Source organism: Chryseobacterium edaphi (assembly GCF_025628985.1).
Taxonomy (GTDB): Bacteria; Bacteroidota; Bacteroidia; order Flavobacteriales; family Weeksellaceae; genus Chryseobacterium; species Chryseobacterium edaphi.
This window is the reverse complement of the sequence record NZ_JAOTEM010000001.1, coordinates 1,120,043-1,140,729: the sequence shown is the minus strand read 5'-3', so window position 1 is coordinate 1,140,729 and position 20,687 is coordinate 1,120,043. Positions and strand designations below refer to the sequence as shown.

Sequence of the window (20,687 nt, the reverse complement as noted above, 5' to 3'; positions counted from 1 at the left end):
CGTGCTATTCTTTTTTCAAGTGAATGCCCAAAATAGTACAATGTATTCAAAAGCATATGGCAGAACTGAAAATCCTTCTGTCATTTTTATTCACGGCGGACCAAGTGGAAATGCCACTCTTTTTGAAGCTACAACAGCACAAAAATTAGCGGATAGAGGATTTTATGTGATTGCTTATGACCGTCGTGGTGAAGGCCGTTCAATCGATAGTACGGCGACGTTCGCTTATGAAGAAGCTATTAGAGATCTGAACGAAATTTATAAGCTCTACAACATCAAAAAAACAAACCTTATTGCTCATAGTTTTGGAGGCTTGGTTGGCACAATTTTCACAGAGCAAAATCCTGAAAAAGTAAATGCATTGGTCCTTGCCGGAGCTCTCTTTTCTCAGCAAGAAACTTATGATCATATTTTAGGTACAACAAAAGCAATTTATCAGAAACAAAATGAAAGCTTAATGCTTTCTAAAATTACTGAAATTGAAAATTTAGATAAAAATTCAGCGGCGTATCGAAAACGATGCTTTGAACTGGCAGGTCAAAATAATTATTTTAAAATGCCGTCCCCAACAAGTGAAGCGAATAACCTTCGAAATAACTATGAACAAAGTGATTTTTTTAAAAATAACATTCGAAATTCTTAGGCGCCTATTTTGTTTATCAAAATGAAATCAGGAATAATATTGACACCAAGCCCATCTTGAAAAAGCTGAAAAGTAAAGTTAAATTATTTGCTATTTATGGAAAGCAGGACAACATATTTTCTAAAAAACAATTGAATGACATACAAAAAATTGTCACTAAAAAGAATTTTAAAATCATAGAAAACTGTTCGCATTATCTTTTTGTAGATCAACAACAAAAATTCATTGAAACCATTGAGAAATGGTTAAAAAGCAATTAATAATTATAAAACCGATATGAAAAACTTTTTTAAAATCCCACTCATTGCAATCGCACTTATATTTTCTTCCTGCAATGCAGATGCGCAGCAAAAGGATAATTACTCTGCAAAAATCGACAGTTTGGTAAAAGCTACCAATCCTCGAAGTTTTAACGGCGTGGTTTTTATCCAGCAAAATGGCAAGACAAAGTATGAAAAAGCGTACGGTTATGTAGACTTCAATAAAAATACACCACTGACAATTTCTGATCGATTTTCAACGATGTCTATTGCAAAACAAATTACCGCAATGCTTATTTTACAGGAAGTAGAAAAAGGAACAATCGACTTACAGGTACCGATTCGAAAATACTTACCGGATTTCAAATATTCGTGGGCAGATACCATTACTGTTCATCATTTGCTGAATCATACTTCGGGACTATACAGCGATGATTTAAAGCCTGATCTAAAGCTTAAAACAGGAACAAATTTCAGCTATTCAAATGTTGGCTATTCAGTTGCAGGACTGGTGTTGGAAAAGCAAAGTGGCAAAACTTATAATGAATTGGTGACGGCTTTATTCAAAAAATGTAAAATGAACAGCAGCGCCTATCCTACTGAGATTAGCAGTCAGCTTTTAACAAAAGGCCATACCATCAGAAAAGACGGAACGTTTAAACTGAATGAAAAATCAGACTTCAATGCTGATTATTATTTTGGAAGTCATTTGATTGTGACCGCGCCCGATTTAGCAAAATGGAATGATTTTCTTCACAACGGAAAATTATTGAAACCGGAAACTTATAAATTGATGACCAATTATTCAACAACTGCAACCCATCAATTATTTAGTGACAAGCCAATTGGTTACGGGTACGGTTTGCGAATCAACGATAAAGCTGACATTTACGAAATCGGGCATACAGGTTTTCATCCTAGCGAAGGATTTACTGCCGTTAATTTATATTATCCGAAAACAAAGACCAGCATTATTGTAATGGAAAATGTAGCGAATGAAAACTTTGATATTGCTTATTATTTTGAGCAGGAAATCAGAAAAATTGTGAAAGAATCTGGACTTTTGAAATAGATGAAAAATAAAATTATCCTTATTCAGATTTTTGTTATTGGCAATTATTATAAGTTGTCAGTCAACTAAAGAATCTCAAAATTCTAATAGTGAAAACAATTATATTTTCTTTTTGCATAATAAATTTCTGGAATCTAATCCTGATGGAACTTTTTCTACGGAATATGGTGTTAAAGCGGAGTACAGTAAAATTTTAGAATCATTTAGAAAAGATGGATTTGTAGTTTTTAGCGAAAAAAGAAAATCTAAAACAGATTGGATTGAATATGCAAAAAAAACAAAATCTCAAATAGATAGTTTATTGTCGAAAGGTGTAAAAGCCAACCACATTACAGTTATCGGCACTTCAAAAGGTGGTTACATTGCCCAATATGTATCAACTATCGCAAAAAATAAGGATTTGAATTTTGTATTTATTGGTTCGTATCAAGATTCTGATATTGAAGAAACTCCTGAAATTGAATTTTGCGGAAACATTTTAACCATTTATGAAAAATCAGACGTATTTGGTGTCCCCGCTTTGAAGAGGAAAGAATTATCTAAACTGCCAATTCCACATTTTAAAGAAATTGAACTCAACACCGGGTTAAAGCACGGATTTTTATACATCGCTTCTGATGAGTGGGCGAAACCATGTAAAATGTGGGCGAAACGGAATTATGAATTGAAAAATTTTAATTGAATGAAAATAATTTATTTTCCGGGATTTGGTGGAAATCAAAACTCAGAAACCTACCGAAAACTCATTGAGAAATATAAGAATTCTGAAATAGTAATTTATGACAATATTAATGCTGATTATGCTTTCATGGAAATTCAAACTCAAATTCAAAACTACTTATCTGAAAATCTGCTATTGATTGGGCAAAGTCTTGGTGGTTTTTGGGCAGAACATTTTGCCATAAAATATGATCTGAATGTAATATTAATCAATCCCAGTCTTGAGCCTCATGAATCTTTGAAAAAATATGATTTGTCTGATGATAATTTACGTAGTTTTAAAAAATTTAAATTAAAAGAATCTTCAAAAAAGAAAACTTCAATTATACTTTCAAAAAATGACACAGTTGTAAATCCTAAACCGGTTTTAGAAAAATATAAAAGTTTGGTAGATTTCAAATATGTTGAAGGTGATCATAAATTAACAGAATATGAAACACTTTTTGAGGAAATTGAGAAGATGAAATTCTAAGATTAATTAGCAATCGACCGTTATCAAGCATAAAACTAAACAGATTGATTCTGTAAATTTTTACTCAAGCACACCTTTTAATCTATCTTCAGTTAAAAGACTTTCTAAATTCCAAAGGCGAAACATCAGTTTTTGCTTTAAATAATTTACTGAAAGACTGAGAATGTTCGAATCCTAATTCATAAGCAATTTCACTTACGGAAAGTTCGGTTGTTGACAGCTTTTCTTTGGCAATTTTGATTACTTTTTCGTGAATGTGCTGTTGAGTAGTTTGTCCGGTCAAAGTTTTTAAAAGACTTCTCATATATTGCGGCGACATATTAAATTCCTCAGAAAGATATTGCACGCTCGGTAAACCATTGGTTTTGAAATCATCTCTTTCGAAATAATCATTCAGTAGATTTTCCAATTTCTCTAAAAACTGATGATGCGCTTTTTGTCGCGTAATAAACTGTCTTTGATAAAATCTTTCGGAATAATTCAGAAGCGTTTCTAACTGAGAAATAATAATATTCTGACTGAATTTATCAATATTTGTCTGATATTCCTGCTTGATGTTTTCAATCATTTGCTGTACTTTTCTTTCCTCGTCTTCAGACAAAAATAAAGCTTCATTCACAGAATAATCGAAGAATTCATACTTCTTGATGGCAGTCGCCATTGGTGTATTCCATAAAAAATCCGGATGAATCAAAAGTGACCATCCTGTAGGATTTTTAGCATTTTCTTCTCTCATAATCGTAAGAAGTTGATGAGGCGCCATACAAAATAAGACGCCTTCATCAAAATCATAATCATTTTGGCCGTATCTGTATTTATGATTCATATCTCGTTTGACAGAAATCATATAAAAATCAAAGATCAGACTCTGCTTCAAACTTTCTGTAGATGGCGCCATATCTTCAAAATTGATCACACTGATTAGCGGATGTTTCGGCTTCGGCAAACCACGTAAAGTATGAAATTGAGAGATTGTTTTTATTCTTATAGGAGAGTCAGACATCGTTTTTAACATTTAATCAAATTTAATGAATATAAACTACAGATTATTTTGGTTCAGGGAAATAAACATCACTTTTCAAATCCTCCATCAAAGTTGGATGTTGAGGTTCCCAGCCTAAAGCTGATTTAGTTTCTTCGCTTGAAGTTAAATTATTAAGCTTTGTAAAATGTGCAAACCACCCAAAATGATCTGCTGCTTCCTCGTCTTTAAGGGAAACCAACGGAACATCCAATTTTTCAGCAATTTCTGTTGCAATGTCTTTTAACCGAATGCCCTGTTCTCCAACTGCGTGATATCTGGTTCCGCTTTCAAAAGGATTTTCCAAAGCCAATCGGTACAATTTCGCAGCATCCAATTTGTGAACTGCAGGCCAAAAATTATCGCCGTCATTGATCACAGCAGATTTGCCTTTTTCTTTTGCAATTCTTATCAATGTCGGAACAAAACCAATGATGTCTCCTTTCCCGTGAACTGACGGTGACAATCTTATAACTGCAACCTTCACCCCTTTTGCAGTTACAGCGTCGGCAGCATTTTCTGTTGCAATTCTTGGATGCGGGTTTACTGAACGGTCTGTTTCTACGGTAAGTCCGTCTTTCGAAAAAAGTGCCGTTCCTGAAGTAATGAGAAATGGTTTTTCGGTTCCCAATAACGCTTCGCCGATGGTTTCGATAACTTTTCCATCAAGTTTACACATCTCTTCGTACCGTGTAAAATCGTGAACAAATCCTAAGTGAATCACAGCATCTGAAACTTCAACTCCCGATTTCAAACTTTCAAAATCGTTCAAATCTCCTCGGTGTGCTTCAGCTCCTGCCGCAATTAATTTATTGGCTGATTCTTCCGAACGCGCCAAACCTAAAACCTGGTGTCCGTTAGCTAATAATTCCTGTACTACGGCAGTTCCTACGAAACCTGTTGCACCTGTTACAAATACTTTCATTTTGATATATTTTTGATATAAATTAATGAGGCAAAGTTCAGATTTCGCTTTTGTACTCTTGTAGCCGAAAAGTATTTTCTTGTAGCCGAAAAATTTAATTAAATGACTTTCTGAATTCCAAGGGTGACATCTCTGTTTTGCTTTTAAATAGTTTATTAAATGATGACGAATGTTCAAATCCCAATTGAAACGCAATTTCGCTAATTGTTAATTTCGTTGTTGATATTTTTTCTTTGGCTTTTTCAATTAATTTGTTATGAATGTGTTGCTGTGCATTCTGTCCTGTCAAGGATCGCAGCATATCGCTTAGATAACTGGATGAAATATTCAGTTGTTCTGAAACGAATTGAACAGTTGGAATCCCTCGATTTACAGATTCTTCTTCGTCAAAATAATTGTTCAAAATATCCTCAAGTTTCCCCAGTAGATCATTATTTAAAACTTTTCTGGTAATAAACTGTCGATTGTAAAAGCGGTTGCTGTAGTTTAGAAGTGTTTCTATCTGTGAGATAATTACATCTTGACTAAAATCATCAATGGTGTTTAATAACTCATCTTCAATAATTCTAAATACAGAATAAATTGTAGATTTTTCTTTGTCTGATAAATGCAATGCTTCATTGGTGGAATAGGAAAAGTAACTATATTGCTTTATTTTTTTAGCCAGCGGATACGAAAGTAAAAAATCAGGATGTATAAACAAAATCTTCCCTTCATTTTCCGTATCATCGGGAGCCTCAAACAATTGATTTGGAGCAGTAAAAATCATCCCACCTTCACCAAAGTCAAAATGATTTTGTCCGTATTTTACCCGTTTTTTAATACTTGATTTATAAGCAATCTTATAGAAGTTGAGTATATAACAATTTGATAATTCGTCTGGTGAAACTTTGATATCTTCTATATTGATAAAACTCACCAATGGATGTAATGGCTTTTTTAACCCTAATACTTTATGGAATTCTGTTAGAGATTCAAATTTATACGGAACATCATGGTCTTTATTCATATTTCTGAAATAAATAAAATTAAATATTGCCTTTCTGATACTCGCTATGCAGTTGTGTTGCCGCTGGAGAATTAAATAAAGTGTCTAATTGCGCACGTGCTGTCATTTGACGAAATTTTCCGTGCTGTTCTGGATTACCTGCGTCATGCATAAGATTTGTCATCGAAATGGCAAAATCCTGATAAGTCCAAATGTGTGGTAAACATGTATCCGAATATTCATTTAATGCTTTTAGATCATTGTAGTTGACAGCAGATAAAAATGCCTGTGCTAAAATATCTACATCATAAAGCGCAAGATTCATGCCTTTAGCGCTGGTAGGTGGTACAAGATGCGCCACATCGCCAGCAAGAAAAAGATTTCTGTATTGCATAGGTGAAAAGACTACACTACGCAATGGAACAAATTGTTTATCAATTATCGTGACATCAGATATTGTTGAATCATTTAGACGTAAACGTACTTCATTCCAAAATCTTTCATCAGTCCAATCCTGCGGACCGTCACTCAATTCACATTGTAGATAATATCTGCTTCTATGCGGTCCACGCGGCAGTTGCCCAACAAAACCATAATCACTCACAGCCATTATTGGATGTTCTTTTAAAGGGGATTCAACATGAGCAGCTAACCACGAATATCCAAACTCATAGCTATACTTGGTTAAAATACCATTTGGGATTGAAGACCGACTTGTACCTCTACTACCATCACAACCAGCAATGTACTTACAATCTATTTCATGTGTTCCAGCTTTATCATAATATATGACTTTTGTTGGCTCATTTTGTTTATTTTGAATTATAACATTTTGTACTTCAAAACGAACATCTCCGCACATTTTATCTATTAATGTTTTAAGCAAATTATTTACAAGCATTTGCTGTGTACAAAAACGTCCTGAATTTCGGCTGTCTTTAGTCAATTTGAAAATTCTGCTTTTACCATTGACCCGATAATCAATAGTTTGGGCTATTGATCCTGCAAGTAGATCCTCTGCCAGTCCCCATCTTTCAAACATTTCTACACCACGTGCTTCCACTACGCCTGCACGTTGTAAAGTTTCTACAGTACTCCTGCTTTGAGTTTCTAATACGATACAGGCAATTCCGGATTTTTGTAGTAAAGTAGCTAAAGTTAGACCTGCTACACCCGCTCCAATAATTGCGACCGTAGTTTTTTCCTGATTGTAATTCATAATATATTTTTAAAAATTGAAACACAAAGGTCTACAGTTTGCAAGTTATTAACTTAGCCATATCGAAGCATTTTTTTGCCAAAATGAGTGTTGAAAAGAAATAATCTAATTAAATGACTTTCTGAATTCTACAGGCGAAATATCCGTTTTAGTTTTAAAAAGTTTACTGAAAGACTGAGAATGCTCAAACCCAAGTTCATACGCGATTTCACTTACTGAAAGTTCGGTTGTGGAAAGCTTTTCTTTGGCTTTCTCAATTAGTTTTTCGTGAATGTGCTGTTGCGTGGTTTGTCCGGTCAGTTGTTTTAATAAGCTTCCAAGATAATTGGTGGAGATATTCAGTTGTTCCGCGATAAAATTGGCGGTCGGCAAACCTTTATCCATTGCATTTTTGTTAAAATAATCTTCCAGAATGATTTCTAATTTATCCAAAACCTGATGATTGGTCTTTTTTCGGGTAATGAATTGTCTTTGATAAAATCTTTCGCAATAATTTAAAATCACTTCAATCTGAGAGATAATAATACTCTGCGTAAACTGGTCAATTCCCGACTGATATTCTTTTTCGATTCCTTTGAAAAGTCCGATTAATGTTTCTTCTTCCTTTTCAGATAGAAATAAAGCCTCGTTCACATCATATCCGAAGAATTTATAATTATTAATGGTTTTTGCTAAAGGTGTATTCCAGATAAAATCTGGATGAAATGCCAAAAGATATCCGGAAGGTTTTGTTTCATATTTGCTGATAACCATTTTGACAACCTGTCTCGGCGCAATAAAACACATTAAACCTTCATCAAAATCATACTGACCTTGACCGTAATGAAGTTTGCCCTGAATATCTCTTTTGAAACCCATAAAATATAAATCCTGAACCCAGCTTATTTCAGATTCTTCGATTTGATATTCCACCAAACTGTAATCTACCAGACTGATGAGCGGATGCTGAGGTTTGGGCAATCCTGAAATTCTGTGAAATTCAGAAATGGTATCGATGGTGTATAATTTTCTGTTATGCATAACTTTAAAAATTAAAGGCAACAGCAAGAAACTGTTGCCTTTACAAATTTAATAATCTGTAGATGTACTTAGCGTTTTAAATTCAGAAATTTCACTTTGAAGCGCATTTAATTTGTTTCCCGCAATTCCGAATGCATCAGAGCCTAAAACCAAATGAACCGGCGGATTTTCCATTGCCACCAATTCCATCAATGCCACAGCTGCTTTTTCAGGATCTCCCGGCTGATTTCCGTTGATGTCTTTTTCGTGCGCTGTCTGAAGCTGTCTTGCGACGGTGTATTCTTCAATTTCAGTTTTTGGAGTTCGAAGTGAGCCACCAGTAAGGAAATCTGTTCTAAAATATCCGGGATAAACTACGGTTGCATTGACTCCAAATTCTTTCACTTCTGCAGCCAAAGCTTCTGTAAAACCAACGACTGCAAACTTAGTGGCACAATAGATTCCCCAACCGGCAAATTCTCCGGTCAATCCGCCGATTGAAGCAATGTTGATGATGAATCCACTTTTCTGTTCTCTTAAATAAGGCATTGTTTTTCTGATGATATTCAGAGAACCAAAAACGTTGGTGTCAAAATTTTGACGGCTTTCCAAATCTGAAATCTCTTCCAAAGTTCCTAATTGTCCGTAACCCGCGTTGTTCACCACAACATCCAGTTTCCCGAATTTTTCTACTGTTTTTGAAACTGCTTTCTCAACAGAATTTTCGTTGATCAAATCTACTTCAAGCGGAAGAAATGTTCCGTTTTCTTCACTGACTGCTTTCTGAAGTTCAGCAATATTTCTTGAAGTTGCCGCCACCGAATAACCTTCTGCCAATAATTTTTTGACTAATGTTAAACCTAAACCTTTTGAAGCTCCTGTCACGAACCATACTTTTTTTGTACTCATTTTTGATTGTTTTTAATTGATTAATTTTTACAGTACAAAGTTGAAAAATTGGTGAAATACAATTGTGACTGAATCAATGATAGTTGTAGCCAAATCACAGATCCCAAGTTTGACGATTTTCAAAAACTTGTGATGAAATGTTTTTTTTTGAGTAATTTTATTTAAATAAATCAAATACTTTTTATGTCATTTTTCCGATCAGTTGCGGCTCTTATTATCATTTTAAATTTTTCTATTTATAACGCACAAGAACTTCCTAAAGAAAAGCTGTATCAGTTCTCTTACGACAGAAAAATTAAATATGAAAATAACACAATCACAATAACTATTAAAAATCCTCTATTGTGCCCATTGAGAGTTTACCTTTTCTCAAAGTATCTAAAAGAACAACATTTGATCAAAGACACAATAAGATTGACAGTAAAAGAAAAATCAGATAGTGAGTATAAAATTTTCGCTAAAAATATAAATTTTCAAAATGTTAAATTCAGAATTGAGGGCGCATTCGGAGATGTAAAACAGCCGATTCTTAAAATGAATCTTGCACTCCCCTTTTTAAAAGAGAAAGAATATAAAATTGTTCAGGAACAAAAAGGAAATTTCAGTCATAATGATGATTATTCAAGATATGCAATTGATTTTGCAATGCCGGAAGGTGAGACTGTTGTAGCTGCTGATGACGGTTTTGTAGTCGGAGTTATCAAAGATTATCAATATGGAGGAAATGACAGAAAATGGATTCCTTTTGCTAATTTTATTACTATTTACCATCCTAAAAGCGGTTTATTTACACAATATGTTCATCTGAAACAGAATGGAAGTTTCGTAAAAGTTGGAGATTCTGTCAAACGAAATCAACCTATTGGTTTAAGCGGAGAAACAGGATATACTTCAGGCGCACATCTTCACTTTAACGTTTTGATTCCCGAAAAAAATAAAACATTAATTTCAACTCCTTTCAGTTTTGAGAATAATCTGGATGCTAAAAATTTAAAGAAGAATATGAAAGTAAAAAAGTAATTTTTGTAATAAGTTGAAAGAAGAAAAATTATTAAAATATTAACGTTTTTTTATCCATTAAAAGTGACTTGTTTTATTATTTTTAATTTTTTAAAGTAAAAAACATTACATAATGAAAAAACTTCTGAAAATCACAACAACATTCGCCATAGTTCTATTTTCTCAGAATGCATTCTCACAAGAGAAAGAAAATATTCCGCAAGAAAATCTTCTAAACCTGTTCGCAGAAAATACCAAGAGAAATATTAAAGAAAAAACAATTACTTATGACGGTAAAGTAAATTATCGATCAAAATTCATTTCGTTTGATGATGCAGAAAAAGTGGTGATTGATGAGAAAACGAGTACAATGAAAATTTTCAACTGCAAAAATTTCAAAATAATTGAAGTAAAAACTCTCACTAAACCTGCAAAAAAAGAAAATGATTTTATTATTTACAATTATAAAGAAAATACCCTGACTTTGTAAAACTTCCTAAACATGGGTGCAATATTTTAAATTTTAAAGTAATTTCGAAGAGTTATCCGTTTATACAATAAACGTTTACCTATGAAAATCCCAACCATTCACGGCTACATTGATCGTCGAATTTTGATTAATTATACAGCCGATCCCAAAGATGTTGAGAAGATAATTCCTTATCCGTTTCGTCCAAAAATTTACAAAGAAAAAGCAATTGTCGGGATCTGTCTCATCAGATTAAAAGACATTAAACCCAAAGGTTTCCCAGATTTTTTGGGAGTGAATTCTGAAAATGGCGCACACAGAATTGCGGTTGAATGGGATGAAGACGGCGAAGTGAAATCCGGAGTTTATATTCCACGAAGAGATACTTCTTTACCGCTCAATACTTTGGTGGGTGGAAGATTATTTCCGGGGAAACATTATCTGGCAAAATTTAATGTAGAAGAACAGAATGGAAATTATCATATCAATTTTAAAAGTTCGGGCAATACTGAAATTTCAATTGATGCTAAGGAAACGAGAACCTTTAATGAAAATTCAATCTTTGAAAATTTAGAAAACGCTTCTGCTTTTTTTGAAAAAGGCGATCTGGGATATTCTCCGAATAAAGAAAAATTTGATGGCTTACAACTCAATGCTTACGAATGGAAAGTAAAGCCTCTTGAAGTTTCTAATGTAAGATCAAGCTTTTTTGAGGATGAAAATATCTTTCCGAAAGGATCTGTAAAATTTGACAACGCATTATTGATGACCAATATCGAGCATGAATGGAAAACTGCAAAAAATAAATAAACTATTAAAAATTAAACTAAAAACCATGAAAAAACTAATTCTGAGCACTTTGATGCTAATCACATTATCGTCATGCGGAATAACAAAAACTGTAGCCGAAAGCTCAACTGATTCATTTACCACAGATTCAACTTATGGTTTTACTGAAAAAAATCCTGTAAAAGTTGGCGGAGTTGGAAACGGGCCGCTTAATGAGAGAAATTATCTAAACTCTCTTACAGGTCCGAACGGTGAAAAAGTTTCTTACGAAAGACATGGAAGCTGTTGCGAATTTAAATCCAAAAACAGTCCGTTCGGAATGGGATTGCTTGACATGTATGCCGTTACCTACGAAGGAAAAAAAGATACTGTAACCATTTATCTAAATATGTATGATAAAGCGAAAACAATGGCTCCTGTAGGATTTAAAATGAAATAAACTGAGTTTGGATACAACCTCCCCGATTTGGAAGCATTTGAGAATTCAAATAGATAGAACTTTGTCATGTAAAATTAAACTACAAAACAATGCAAAAAACAATTTTCATTACAGGTGTTTCGGCAGGTTTAGGAAAAGCAACCGCACAATTATTTCAAACCTCATCAAATATGTCGCCACTGGAATTCAGACAGTCATTTAATTAAAACAATAGAAAGGTAAACTGCTCTTGTTTGGATACACAACCGTCCGTTTTGGAAACATTTAAATTCATCTTTCACACCAACTTTGTATTGTAATTAAATAAAATACAATGCAGAAATCAGTGAAATTTAAAAACAGAGATTGGGAAGTTGCGGCAGATCTCTATTTGCCGGAAGGTTTTAATGAAAAACAAAAATACAGCGCTATAGTTTGTGTACATCCCGGAAGCAGCGTAAAAGAACAGACTGCAGGTTATTATGCCAAAAAAATTTCTGAAGAAGGTTTTGTTACCATTGCTTTTGACGCTTCATTTCAGGGAGAAAGCGGTGGAGAACCACGTTATCTTGAAGATCCTGCAACACGTGTAGAAGATATAAAATGCGCCGTAGATTATCTTACCACATTAGATTTTATAGACGAAAATAAAATCGGTGTACTGGGAATTTGTGCAGGTGGCGGTTATGCAGCAAATGTCGCGCTTACCGAAAAAAGAATAAAAGCTGTAGGAACAGTATCAGCTTCTAATTTTTCCTGTGCATTTGCAGAATCTGGAGATCCTTTAAAAATGCTCGAAGAAGTTGGTAAGCAACGAACTGCTGAAGCAAGAGGTGCAGAACCGCTGATCACAAACTGGACACCCAATTCCCGAGAGGAAGCAATACAGTCAGGAATTACAGCATCCGATATGTTGGAAGCAATCGATTACTACAGAACGCCACGAGGTTTTCATGAAAGATCAAATAATAAGATTTTATTTAAAAGTATGGGTTCTACCATTGTTTTTGATGCATTTAATCTGGCAGATTATTTACTTACTCAGCCCTTATTGATCATTGTCGGCGACAGAGTTGGTGAATTTGGTTCTTACAGAGACGGATTTACATTGTTTAACAAAGCGGCATCAAAAGATAAAAATATCTATGTGGTAAAAGGCGCAGGTCATTACGATTTATATGATCAACCGGAAGCAACATCTGAAGCTCTCGGTCAGTTGATTCCTTTCTTTGAAAAACATTTATAATCTTTAGACCTAATTCATTGTGATTTAATGTTGTATTTCGAAAATAAGTGAAACGGCTTTTTTTATCTTATTTCTAAGTAGTTAATTGACAATTCTTTGTCTAGCCTTGCGTGTAATAGGATCAAAATAAAAGACAAAGTTTTGTGAATAAAATTAAAAACTTGAAAATTCTAAAAATTTCTAAATTTAAACCCAATAAGAAAGACAAATTCGCAAAACTTTGTCTTTCTTATATTTGTACAAACAAAGAAGATGAACACCATCAATTCTATCCTGCAGTTCCATCGTTTATTAAGTCTTCCCGATCCTTTGCATCCGTTGATAAGCATTGTGAATCTTGAAGATATAAGACTAAAAAATGATCCTGCTCTTGAAAAATTCACGACCACATTTTACAGTGTTTCATTAAAAAGAGATGTGGAGGCTAAAATGAAGTACGGTCAGAATTACTATGATTTTGATAAAGGAATTTTAAGTTTTACAGCTCCGAAAAAGATCCAGATTCTTGATTTGAAAGACTTTGATCTTCCGAATAATGGCGCAGGAACAGGATATGCACTTTTCTTTCATCCTGATTTTCTGGGAAAACACTCAATTGCAGCAGCTATCAAAAATTACGGATTCTTTTCTTACGAAATGAATGAAGCACTTCACCTTTCTGAAAAGGAAGAAAAAGACATCATCGATATTTTTCTCAAAATTAAAGATGAATATCAGTTTGTTGATCAGCATACACAGGATATTATCATTTCACAGATCGATTTGTTATTAAATTACTGCAACCGGTTTTATCAAAGGCAGTTCATCACCAGAAAACCTGTCAATAACGATCTTCTCACAAAAATGGAAAATATGTTGGATGAATATTTTGAACAGGAACAACCTTTGAAAAACGGACTTCCGACGGTAGAATTCCTTTCTGATAAGCTTCATGTTTCTCCACATTATCTGAGTGACATGCTTCGGTCGCTTACAGGACAGAGTGCACAACAACACATTCACGAAAAGCTTATTGACAAGGCAAAAGAATATCTCTCATCAAGCAATTTATCAGTTGCTGAGATTGCTTACCAATTAGGTTTTGAATATCCTCAGTCTTTCAATAAATTATTTAAAAAGAAAACGGAAATGTCACCGCTGGAATTCAGACAAAGTTTTAATTGATCGGGAATTATTATATTTATCTGTATTATTTAAAATGAAAAAAAGAAAAGTTCTTAACATCCTCCTCTACCTAGTTGTAGTTCCCATCTCATTATTTCTGCTCTTTTGGGCGATGAATGCTTATGGCGGTTGGTACGGATATCAAAAATGGAAATACCGCGGAGGAACTTCTTCAATCTCAGAATCAAAAAAAAGAGGAGTTTTTGTCAAGACACTTAATTATAAAATTATCGAATCCGAAAACCTCCATGATTTTAAATTTACACCCTATTTAGAAAGAGGTTTTAAAGTCGGTCTTCATATCAGTGAAGAAACAAATATTGTCAGGAACAGTCAGTTTCCATTCAATCTTTCGTATGACCGAAATAAAAAGGATTCTATCGCTTTAAACATTTTAAATATGGAAAAAGCGGACAGTTCAGATGTTGTGTGGTCTTATTTCAGCAATGCCAAACTGAATGATACGATCATTATAGAAATAGACGGAGCCAGGAATAAAAGTGGAAAATTCATTAGTGGAAAGATCAAAGTTTGGTAATAATATTTTATTTGGTTGTGATGGAAAAAAAAGAATTCATATATCTATTAATTCTTTAATCTCCGATTTTCTTCAAAATAAATCCTCATTCCTACCCTTTTGGTGTAAAAATAGATAGGTTGTAAGTATCAACACTATGTATTCAAAATCATCACCATATGAAATCAGAAAATAACTTAGAAAAAAGAAGTCTTCGTGGGAAAACCGTTGTTGTGACGGGAGGAAGCAGCGGAGTCGGAAGAGCCACCGTAGAAGCATTTGCTCTGGAAGGCTGTAATATCGTGATTGCCGCGCGAGGACAGGAAGCTTTAGATGAAACTTTAAATCTATGCAACGAACTTGAAGTAAAAGCAATCGCCGTTCCTACCGATGTTTCCAAAGCGGAAGAAGTGGATAATTTAGTTAAAAAAGCTATTCTTGAATTTGGAAGAATCGACATCTGGGTAAACAATGCCGGAGTAATGGCAAGCGGTAAATTTGAAGAAATCCCGATGTCACTTAACGAACAAGTGATCAAAACAAATCTTTTCGGGTATATGCACGGAGCCTACAGTGTGCTCCCGATTTTTAAAGAACAGAATGAAGGAATTCTGATCAACAATGTGTCGATTGGCGGGTTTATGCCTGCTCCGTACAGCGCAGTATATTCAGCGACAAAATTCGGAATTCGTGGAATGATGGAATGTCTTCAGGGAGAAATCTCAGATTTTACAGACATTCATATTGCTAATCTGTATCCACAGATTCAGCGTTCTACAGGAAATGCACATTCGGCAAAGTATTCCGGACTTGATTTTAAAGTTCCGCCGTTTGCAGCCGATCCTCGTGATACGGCGACAAAAATAGTTCAGCTTGCGAAAGAACCTAAGAAAGATCTGTTTCCCGACTTTACATCAAGACTTTTGGTCAACGTTTATGGAATGTTCCCGAAAGCCGTCATCAACACCGCTTCTGCCGGAATGAGAATGATGATGAAACTGAAAAATGGTGAACCCACATCAGGAAATGTTTTGGAATCGTCATCTGAACCTCATCAGATCTACGGAGAAACCTCGCTCCCAGTTCCAAGTAAGAAAACAAAAATGGCTATGGTAGCAGGAGTTACTTTAGGATTAGCGTATATGTTTTTTACTTCCAGAAGTTCTCGCAGTAAAGATTCAGTAGATTAATTAAAGTAAATTTTAAATAATTAAACCCCGATCAAAAGTCGGGGTTTATTTTTGTATGTCTGTGGTAAATTGTTAATCAAAAGTTTTTATAATTCAGGCAATATCTTAAGGCTTATTCTCTTCTTTAATTTCTACATTAGTTTGTTTAGATTGTTTCGCAGCTTTTACCAGTTCATTGATCTCTGCGTACAAAAGTTTCCAGTCTGAGACGTCCTTCATGGCAGTGATGAGGTTGAGGAAAGACTTTAAAATCTTCTCCAGATTTCTGCGGATTGCAGATGCGCTTTTCATCTGTCGAAGAGTAGCATTTGCATTAGACTGTTCTGAAAATATCTGTTCGAAAGTATCTTGCTTAGATTTCATATCATTGAAAGCAGTAATGATCGAAAGAGCATTGAGCTTTTGAATATTCTCAGGTTTTTCCAGATCTTCAATAAGCTTTTTCATTTGAGCACTTTGGGTAGAATAGCTCTCTTTATCCATATCTTTTCCGTACAGTTTAAAAATCTGATATACATCTTCTGCAAACTGATAATTATTTAAGGAGGTCATTTTTCGATAACCGTTTACAAAGTTTTTCAGGACTCTAAAAGCGTTGTCGCGCTCTTTGTCTGCTTCTGCAACATTTACACCTTTACCGCTATAGATTTGTTTGGTGTAAACCTCATCATAATCTGCATACATCGTTTTAAGTTCTGTAAGCAACGGATGATTGTTGATGACAGCGAAATTCCCTGATTCTGCAGAATTGATAATTCTTTGAGAAAGAGTAGCCAAATCTTTGGTACTCAATTTTGATAATGTAATTTTCATACAAAATGTGTTTTTACTTGTTTTTAATTCACTAATTACAAGTTTTAAATGTAAATAAATTATTGATTGGTTCCAAATATTTTGTGGGAAACAAAACAACTTTATGTTTTGTCTCAACCAAACTGTGGGAAACTTCCGCCAATTGTGTTTTGTTACAAAACAGTTGTTTTGAGACAAAAGTAAAAGTTGTTTGATTACAAAACGGTCGTTTTGTGACTTTCGACTAAGTTGTGAGGTTTGGAAACAGGTGTTTTTAACGGTTTGATTTTTCAGTGGAAATACTGAAGGTTTAGAATTGGGATTGGTTTACTTTTGAGATTACGGAAAGCCGTAAGGAATAAGATTTATAAGTAATTATTTTTGAAACTAACAATCATAAAACAATATTCTATGCCAAAAAATTATACACAAAGATTAGAAAAGCTTCAAAAGAGAAGATACGATGATTATTTAGAAAAAAGTATTTTGTCTGAATCATTTAGAAGAACCGACTTGGGAGCGAGTACAAAGTATACACTTGAATCAATGAAACCAATTGATGATTCATACACAAAAAATACAATTAAAGCCGCAGAAAATATTCAAAATAATCTTAAGGAGAAACTAAAAAACGAATATAATCTTGAATTTAGGCATCAAGGTTCTACAATAACTGATACCCATATTAAAATCCATAGTGATATTGATATATTAGTATTTACAGATTCATTTATAACACTTGAAAATCCTCAAATTCCCGACAATCCTTATAGTGGAAATCCAGTTGAGGATCTTAAGATACTTAGATCAAAATGTTATGAAAAACTTAATAATACATATAACCAAGTTGATAATTCTAATTCCAAAGCTATTAAGGTCTTTCCAACTCAACCAAAAAGAAAAGTTGATGTGGTAATTTGTAATTGGTTTAACTCTAATGCATATAAGCAATATAGTAATGAGATCTACAGGGGAATTTACTTTTTAGACAGAGATAATAATAAACGAATAAAAGATCATCCTTTCTCACATATCAATCAATTAAAACTAAAATCAACATCCACAAATAAAAACTTTAATAAAGTAGTAAGAATTCTTAAGACATTGAAGATTGATGCAGACTATGAAATAAAATTATCTAGTTTTGAAATATGTTGTTTGGTTTATGATATTGATAATAGTAAATTAAATTTTCCTGAATGGTCATCATTACTCTTGTTAAATGTTGCTTCAGAACAATTAGGCAAATTGATTTTAAATGATTATTATCGAGAAAACCTTGACTCACCAAATAATACCGAAAAAGTTTTTCCTAATTCTAATAAAGTGGTTGAATTGAAAAAGTTGAAACTTGAACTTGATGAATTGATTGTAGACGTGACAAAAGAATTATCTTATCAACATAAGTCCCTTAATGAATCATTAAACTATTAGTTATGAAAACAAGAATATTTATAGGGTCTTCATCTGAAGGTTTAGATGTAGCTCAATATGTAAAGCATAGATTAATACAGGCAGATTTTGAATCATACTTGTGGACAGACGATATTTTTAAGGCGAACAATAGTGTTTTAGAGACTTTATTGAAAGAAGCATCTTTATTTGATTTTGGAATATTAGTTGCAACTAAAGATGATTATACAAAAAAAAGAGAAAAAGAATTTCAAACTCCAAGAGACAACATTATTTTTGAATATGGAATTTTTCTGGGAAGGCTGGGAACGAATAGAGCGTTTGTAATCCAAGAGAAAGGTTCAGAATTACCATCTGATATGTACGGTATTACTGTCCCAAGATTTGAGATCACTGGAACTTTTGAAAACAATTATGGTTTAAATTCTGAAGTGGATAAGATTATTAAAACCATAAGAGAGAAAATACAATTAGGTGAATTAGGTCTTTTACCATCAACTGTATTAGCCATTGGTTATTTTGAGAATCTAGTTTCTATAATTTGTGAAGCCTTGAATATGCTTCCGTATCTAGAAGTAGAAGGAAATCAATATAAGAAATTCCAGTTTAATATAGTAATCCCCAAAGATTTGGATGCCGACATAAAAAAAAGAGCAAAAATATATTTTAAAAGTAAAAGCTTAGAAGAACTAGAAATTTCGACAACTTCCAGAACTTATCCAATACATATTCAATATGATGAAGATTCAAACGACGAAACACTCCAGCTATATGATATGCCGACAACTATTGGTGCAATTGATAAAGCAATTGAGATGTATATGAGGAAAGGTCATATTGGAAAAACAGACCAACAAAAATTATTGGAAGAAAGAGAATTAAGAAATTTTCAAACAACCTTAGAAAATTTGATTGCAAATGATGCATTTGCGAAAAATATGGTAAAAATAATTATTGAAGAATAATAAACAAAAAAACCTGCTCAGAAGCAGGTTTTATATTTTAAAATTCAGAAATCTCAGTGCCCCGACTTCGCATCAACATCCTGTTTCACGTGACCCAAATATTTAGTACAATATGCACCAAAAATCAGGATAAACAAGTAACAAAACACAGGAATAATAAATGAATGCTGAACTCCGAAAATATCAGCCAGAAATCCCTGGAAAATCGGAACAATCGCTCCTCCTAAAATAGCCATTACAACCAAAGAAGAACCTTGGCTGGTGTATTTTCCTAATCCTGAAATTGCCAAAGTGTAGATATTGGAGAACATAATAGAGTTAAAAATTCCGATTCCTAAAATGCTGTACATTGCCAATTCGCCGTGATTCAACATTGCTGAGATTAATAAGACAACGTTGATTCCTGCAAAGATAGAAAGTGTTCTTGCAGGAGCAGATTTCCCAATGAAAAACGCAATAAAATTAAGTGCTATAAAAACAAGGAAGAAACTGATCTGTGCAAAAGTAAGATCCACAATACTGAAGATCACCAGGAAAACGGCAATTGCAGCTCCAAACATATAGATAGCTTTTTTGCCCTGACTGATCGAATGATTCAGTGAGATCGCACCTAAGAAACGACCGATCATCGCACCGCCCCAATACAGAGAAAGATAATTTTTGCTCACCACTTCAGAAAGATTCATGACTTGTGGCTGCTCCAGAAAGCTAATGATAAAACTTCCTACCGCTACTTCCCCGCCAACATAACAGAACATCGCAAAGACTCCGAATAAAAGATGATTGTACTGCAATGCGCCCAAACCTTTCACGATTTCGCCGCCTTTTACCTGAAAGTCAGGAAGCTTTACTCTTGAAATTAATAAAGCGACCAGTAAAAGAATTCCCGCAAAGATTAAATAAGGAATTTTTGTTGCCGCTGCAGAGAAAGATCCATCCGGAGCAGAGAACAGTTCAAAGATTAAATGCCCACCCAAAACCGGAGCAATGGTTGTTCCGAAAGCGTTGAAAGCCTGTGTCATATTCAGTCGGCTCGACGCAGAATCTTCAGGACCCAACAAAGAAACATAAGCATTTGCCGTAATCTGCAATACTGTAAAACCAAGACCCAAGATAAACAAAGCGCCTAAGAACAAAGGATAAGAAGACAAACTCGCCGCCGGATAAAACAGGACACAGCCAAAAGCTGCTAAGAAGATCCCGAAAAGAATTCCTTTCTTATACCCTACTTTATCAATCGGATCGCCTTGTGTAGTGGAAATTAAAAAGTAAATTAAAGAGCCTATAAAATAAGCACCAAAGAAACAGAACTGCACCAACATCGACTGAAAGAAAGTGAGTTTGAAAAGCTGTTTCAGATATGGGATCAGAATGTCATTCATACAGGTGATGAATCCCCACATAAAAAATAAAAGTGTAATCGTGATCAAAGGAATAGTGTAGCTCCTTTTCGCCTGAACTTCATTATTTGTCATATACATTTAATTTAAAAAGTGG

Annotated in this window: 22 protein-coding genes; 14 read left to right on the top strand and 8 right to left on the bottom strand. The window is 33.9% G+C overall.

The annotated features are described in order from the left end of the window. Positions 1-40 precede the first annotated feature (40 nt). From NZ698_RS05390 to NZ698_RS05375, 4 genes are all read left to right on the top strand, one after another. A complete protein-coding gene (locus NZ698_RS05390; RefSeq protein ID WP_263002059.1) occupies positions 41-643 on the top strand; it encodes an alpha/beta fold hydrolase in 603 nt (200 codons plus the stop codon). A 276-nt stretch (positions 644-919) separates the two neighbouring features. Further along, positions 920-1,975, top strand: a complete 1,056-nt coding sequence (locus NZ698_RS05385) for a serine hydrolase domain-containing protein (protein ID WP_263002058.1) — start codon at positions 920-922, stop codon at positions 1,973-1,975. 37 nt (positions 1,976-2,012) lie between these two features. After that, positions 2,013-2,657, top strand: coding sequence for an alpha/beta hydrolase (locus NZ698_RS05380; protein WP_303649205.1), 645 nt, complete (start codon positions 2,013-2,015; stop codon positions 2,655-2,657). Next, on the top strand, positions 2,658-3,167 hold the full coding sequence (locus tag NZ698_RS05375) for a YqiA/YcfP family alpha/beta fold hydrolase (RefSeq protein WP_263002057.1): 510 nt from the start codon (positions 2,658-2,660) through the stop codon (positions 3,165-3,167). It abuts the gene before it with no gap. A gap of 88 nt (positions 3,168-3,255) precedes the next feature. On the opposite strand, the gene NZ698_RS05370 is transcribed toward NZ698_RS05375, so the two are convergent. The 6 genes from NZ698_RS05370 to NZ698_RS05345 form a co-directional block, all read right to left on the bottom strand. Next, complete coding sequence (locus tag NZ698_RS05370) at positions 3,256-4,170, bottom strand: helix-turn-helix domain-containing protein (protein ID WP_263002056.1); 915 nt, start codon at positions 4,168-4,170, stop codon at positions 3,256-3,258. A 43-nt stretch (positions 4,171-4,213) separates the two neighbouring features. Beyond that, a complete protein-coding gene (locus tag NZ698_RS05365; protein WP_263002055.1) occupies positions 4,214-5,113 on the bottom strand; it encodes an SDR family oxidoreductase in 900 nt (299 codons plus the stop codon). 94 nt (positions 5,114-5,207) lie between these two features. Beyond that, entirely contained in the window at positions 5,208-6,122 is a 915-nt protein-coding gene (locus tag NZ698_RS05360; protein WP_263002054.1) for a helix-turn-helix domain-containing protein, read from the bottom strand. 19 nt (positions 6,123-6,141) lie between these two features. After that, a complete protein-coding gene (locus tag NZ698_RS05355; protein WP_263002053.1) occupies positions 6,142-7,320 on the bottom strand; it encodes a 4-hydroxybenzoate 3-monooxygenase in 1,179 nt (392 codons plus the stop codon). Between the two features lie 105 nt (positions 7,321-7,425). Continuing rightward, positions 7,426-8,340, bottom strand: coding sequence for a helix-turn-helix domain-containing protein (locus NZ698_RS05350; protein ID WP_263002052.1), 915 nt, complete (start codon positions 8,338-8,340; stop codon positions 7,426-7,428). Between the two features lie 48 nt (positions 8,341-8,388). Continuing rightward, on the bottom strand, positions 8,389-9,228 hold the full coding sequence (locus tag NZ698_RS05345; RefSeq protein WP_263002051.1) for an SDR family NAD(P)-dependent oxidoreductase: 840 nt from the start codon (positions 9,226-9,228) through the stop codon (positions 8,389-8,391). A 183-nt stretch (positions 9,229-9,411) separates the two neighbouring features. Here NZ698_RS05345 and NZ698_RS05340 point away from each other — a divergent pair, with 183 nt between their 5' ends. The 8 genes from NZ698_RS05340 to NZ698_RS05305 all read left to right on the top strand — a co-directional run bounded on the left by NZ698_RS05340 (position 9,412) and on the right by NZ698_RS05305 (position 16,020). Further along, positions 9,412-10,248 carry a M23 family metallopeptidase gene (locus tag NZ698_RS05340; protein WP_263002050.1) on the top strand — a complete coding sequence of 279 codons (837 nt, stop codon included), beginning with the start codon at positions 9,412-9,414 and terminating at the stop codon, positions 10,246-10,248. 112 nt (positions 10,249-10,360) lie between these two features. Continuing rightward, positions 10,361-10,717: a hypothetical protein gene (locus NZ698_RS05335; RefSeq protein ID WP_263002049.1), complete on the top strand. Its 357-nt coding sequence runs from the start codon at positions 10,361-10,363 to the stop codon at positions 10,715-10,717. 81 nt (positions 10,718-10,798) lie between these two features. Then, positions 10,799-11,506 (top strand): DUF2071 domain-containing protein, encoded by a 708-nt coding sequence (locus NZ698_RS05330; protein ID WP_263002048.1) that lies wholly within the window; start codon positions 10,799-10,801, stop codon positions 11,504-11,506. A 25-nt stretch (positions 11,507-11,531) separates the two neighbouring features. Beyond that, positions 11,532-11,924, top strand: a complete 393-nt coding sequence (locus NZ698_RS05325; protein WP_263002047.1) for a 2-dehydro-3-deoxyphosphooctonate aldolase — start codon at positions 11,532-11,534, stop codon at positions 11,922-11,924. Positions 11,925-12,237: 313 nt separating this feature from the next. Further along, on the top strand, positions 12,238-13,149 hold the full coding sequence (locus NZ698_RS05320; RefSeq protein ID WP_263002046.1) for an alpha/beta hydrolase: 912 nt from the start codon (positions 12,238-12,240) through the stop codon (positions 13,147-13,149). 252 nt (positions 13,150-13,401) lie between these two features. Beyond that, entirely contained in the window at positions 13,402-14,313 is a 912-nt protein-coding gene (locus tag NZ698_RS05315) for a helix-turn-helix domain-containing protein (protein WP_263002045.1), read from the top strand. Positions 14,314-14,347: 34 nt separating this feature from the next. Next, a complete protein-coding gene (locus NZ698_RS05310) occupies positions 14,348-14,851 on the top strand; it encodes a hypothetical protein (protein ID WP_263002044.1) in 504 nt (167 codons plus the stop codon). 158 nt (positions 14,852-15,009) lie between these two features. Next, positions 15,010-16,020 (top strand): SDR family NAD(P)-dependent oxidoreductase, encoded by a 1,011-nt coding sequence (locus tag NZ698_RS05305; RefSeq protein ID WP_263002043.1) that lies wholly within the window; start codon positions 15,010-15,012, stop codon positions 16,018-16,020. A 105-nt stretch (positions 16,021-16,125) separates the two neighbouring features. Here the strand turns inward: NZ698_RS05305 and NZ698_RS05300 are convergent, their stop codons facing one another. Then, on the bottom strand, positions 16,126-16,833 hold the full coding sequence (locus NZ698_RS05300) for a DUF6261 family protein (protein WP_263002042.1): 708 nt from the start codon (positions 16,831-16,833) through the stop codon (positions 16,126-16,128). A gap of 390 nt (positions 16,834-17,223) precedes the next feature. Between NZ698_RS05300 and NZ698_RS05295 the strand changes: the two genes are divergently transcribed. Both NZ698_RS05295 and cap12 read left to right on the top strand, forming a co-directional pair. Next, on the top strand, positions 17,224-18,246 hold the full coding sequence (locus tag NZ698_RS05295; RefSeq protein ID WP_263002041.1) for a nucleotidyltransferase-like protein: 1,023 nt from the start codon (positions 17,224-17,226) through the stop codon (positions 18,244-18,246). A 2-nt stretch (positions 18,247-18,248) separates the two neighbouring features. After that, positions 18,249-19,190: a CBASS system CD-NTase-associated NAD(+) hydrolase Cap12 gene (gene cap12 / locus NZ698_RS05290; protein WP_263002040.1), complete on the top strand. Its 942-nt coding sequence runs from the start codon at positions 18,249-18,251 to the stop codon at positions 19,188-19,190. Between the two features lie 53 nt (positions 19,191-19,243). Here cap12 and NZ698_RS05285 read toward each other — a convergent pair whose 3' ends face one another. Continuing rightward, positions 19,244-20,665 (bottom strand): sugar MFS transporter, encoded by a 1,422-nt coding sequence (locus NZ698_RS05285; protein ID WP_263002039.1) that lies wholly within the window; start codon positions 20,663-20,665, stop codon positions 19,244-19,246. Between the last annotated feature and the right edge of the window lie 22 nt (positions 20,666-20,687).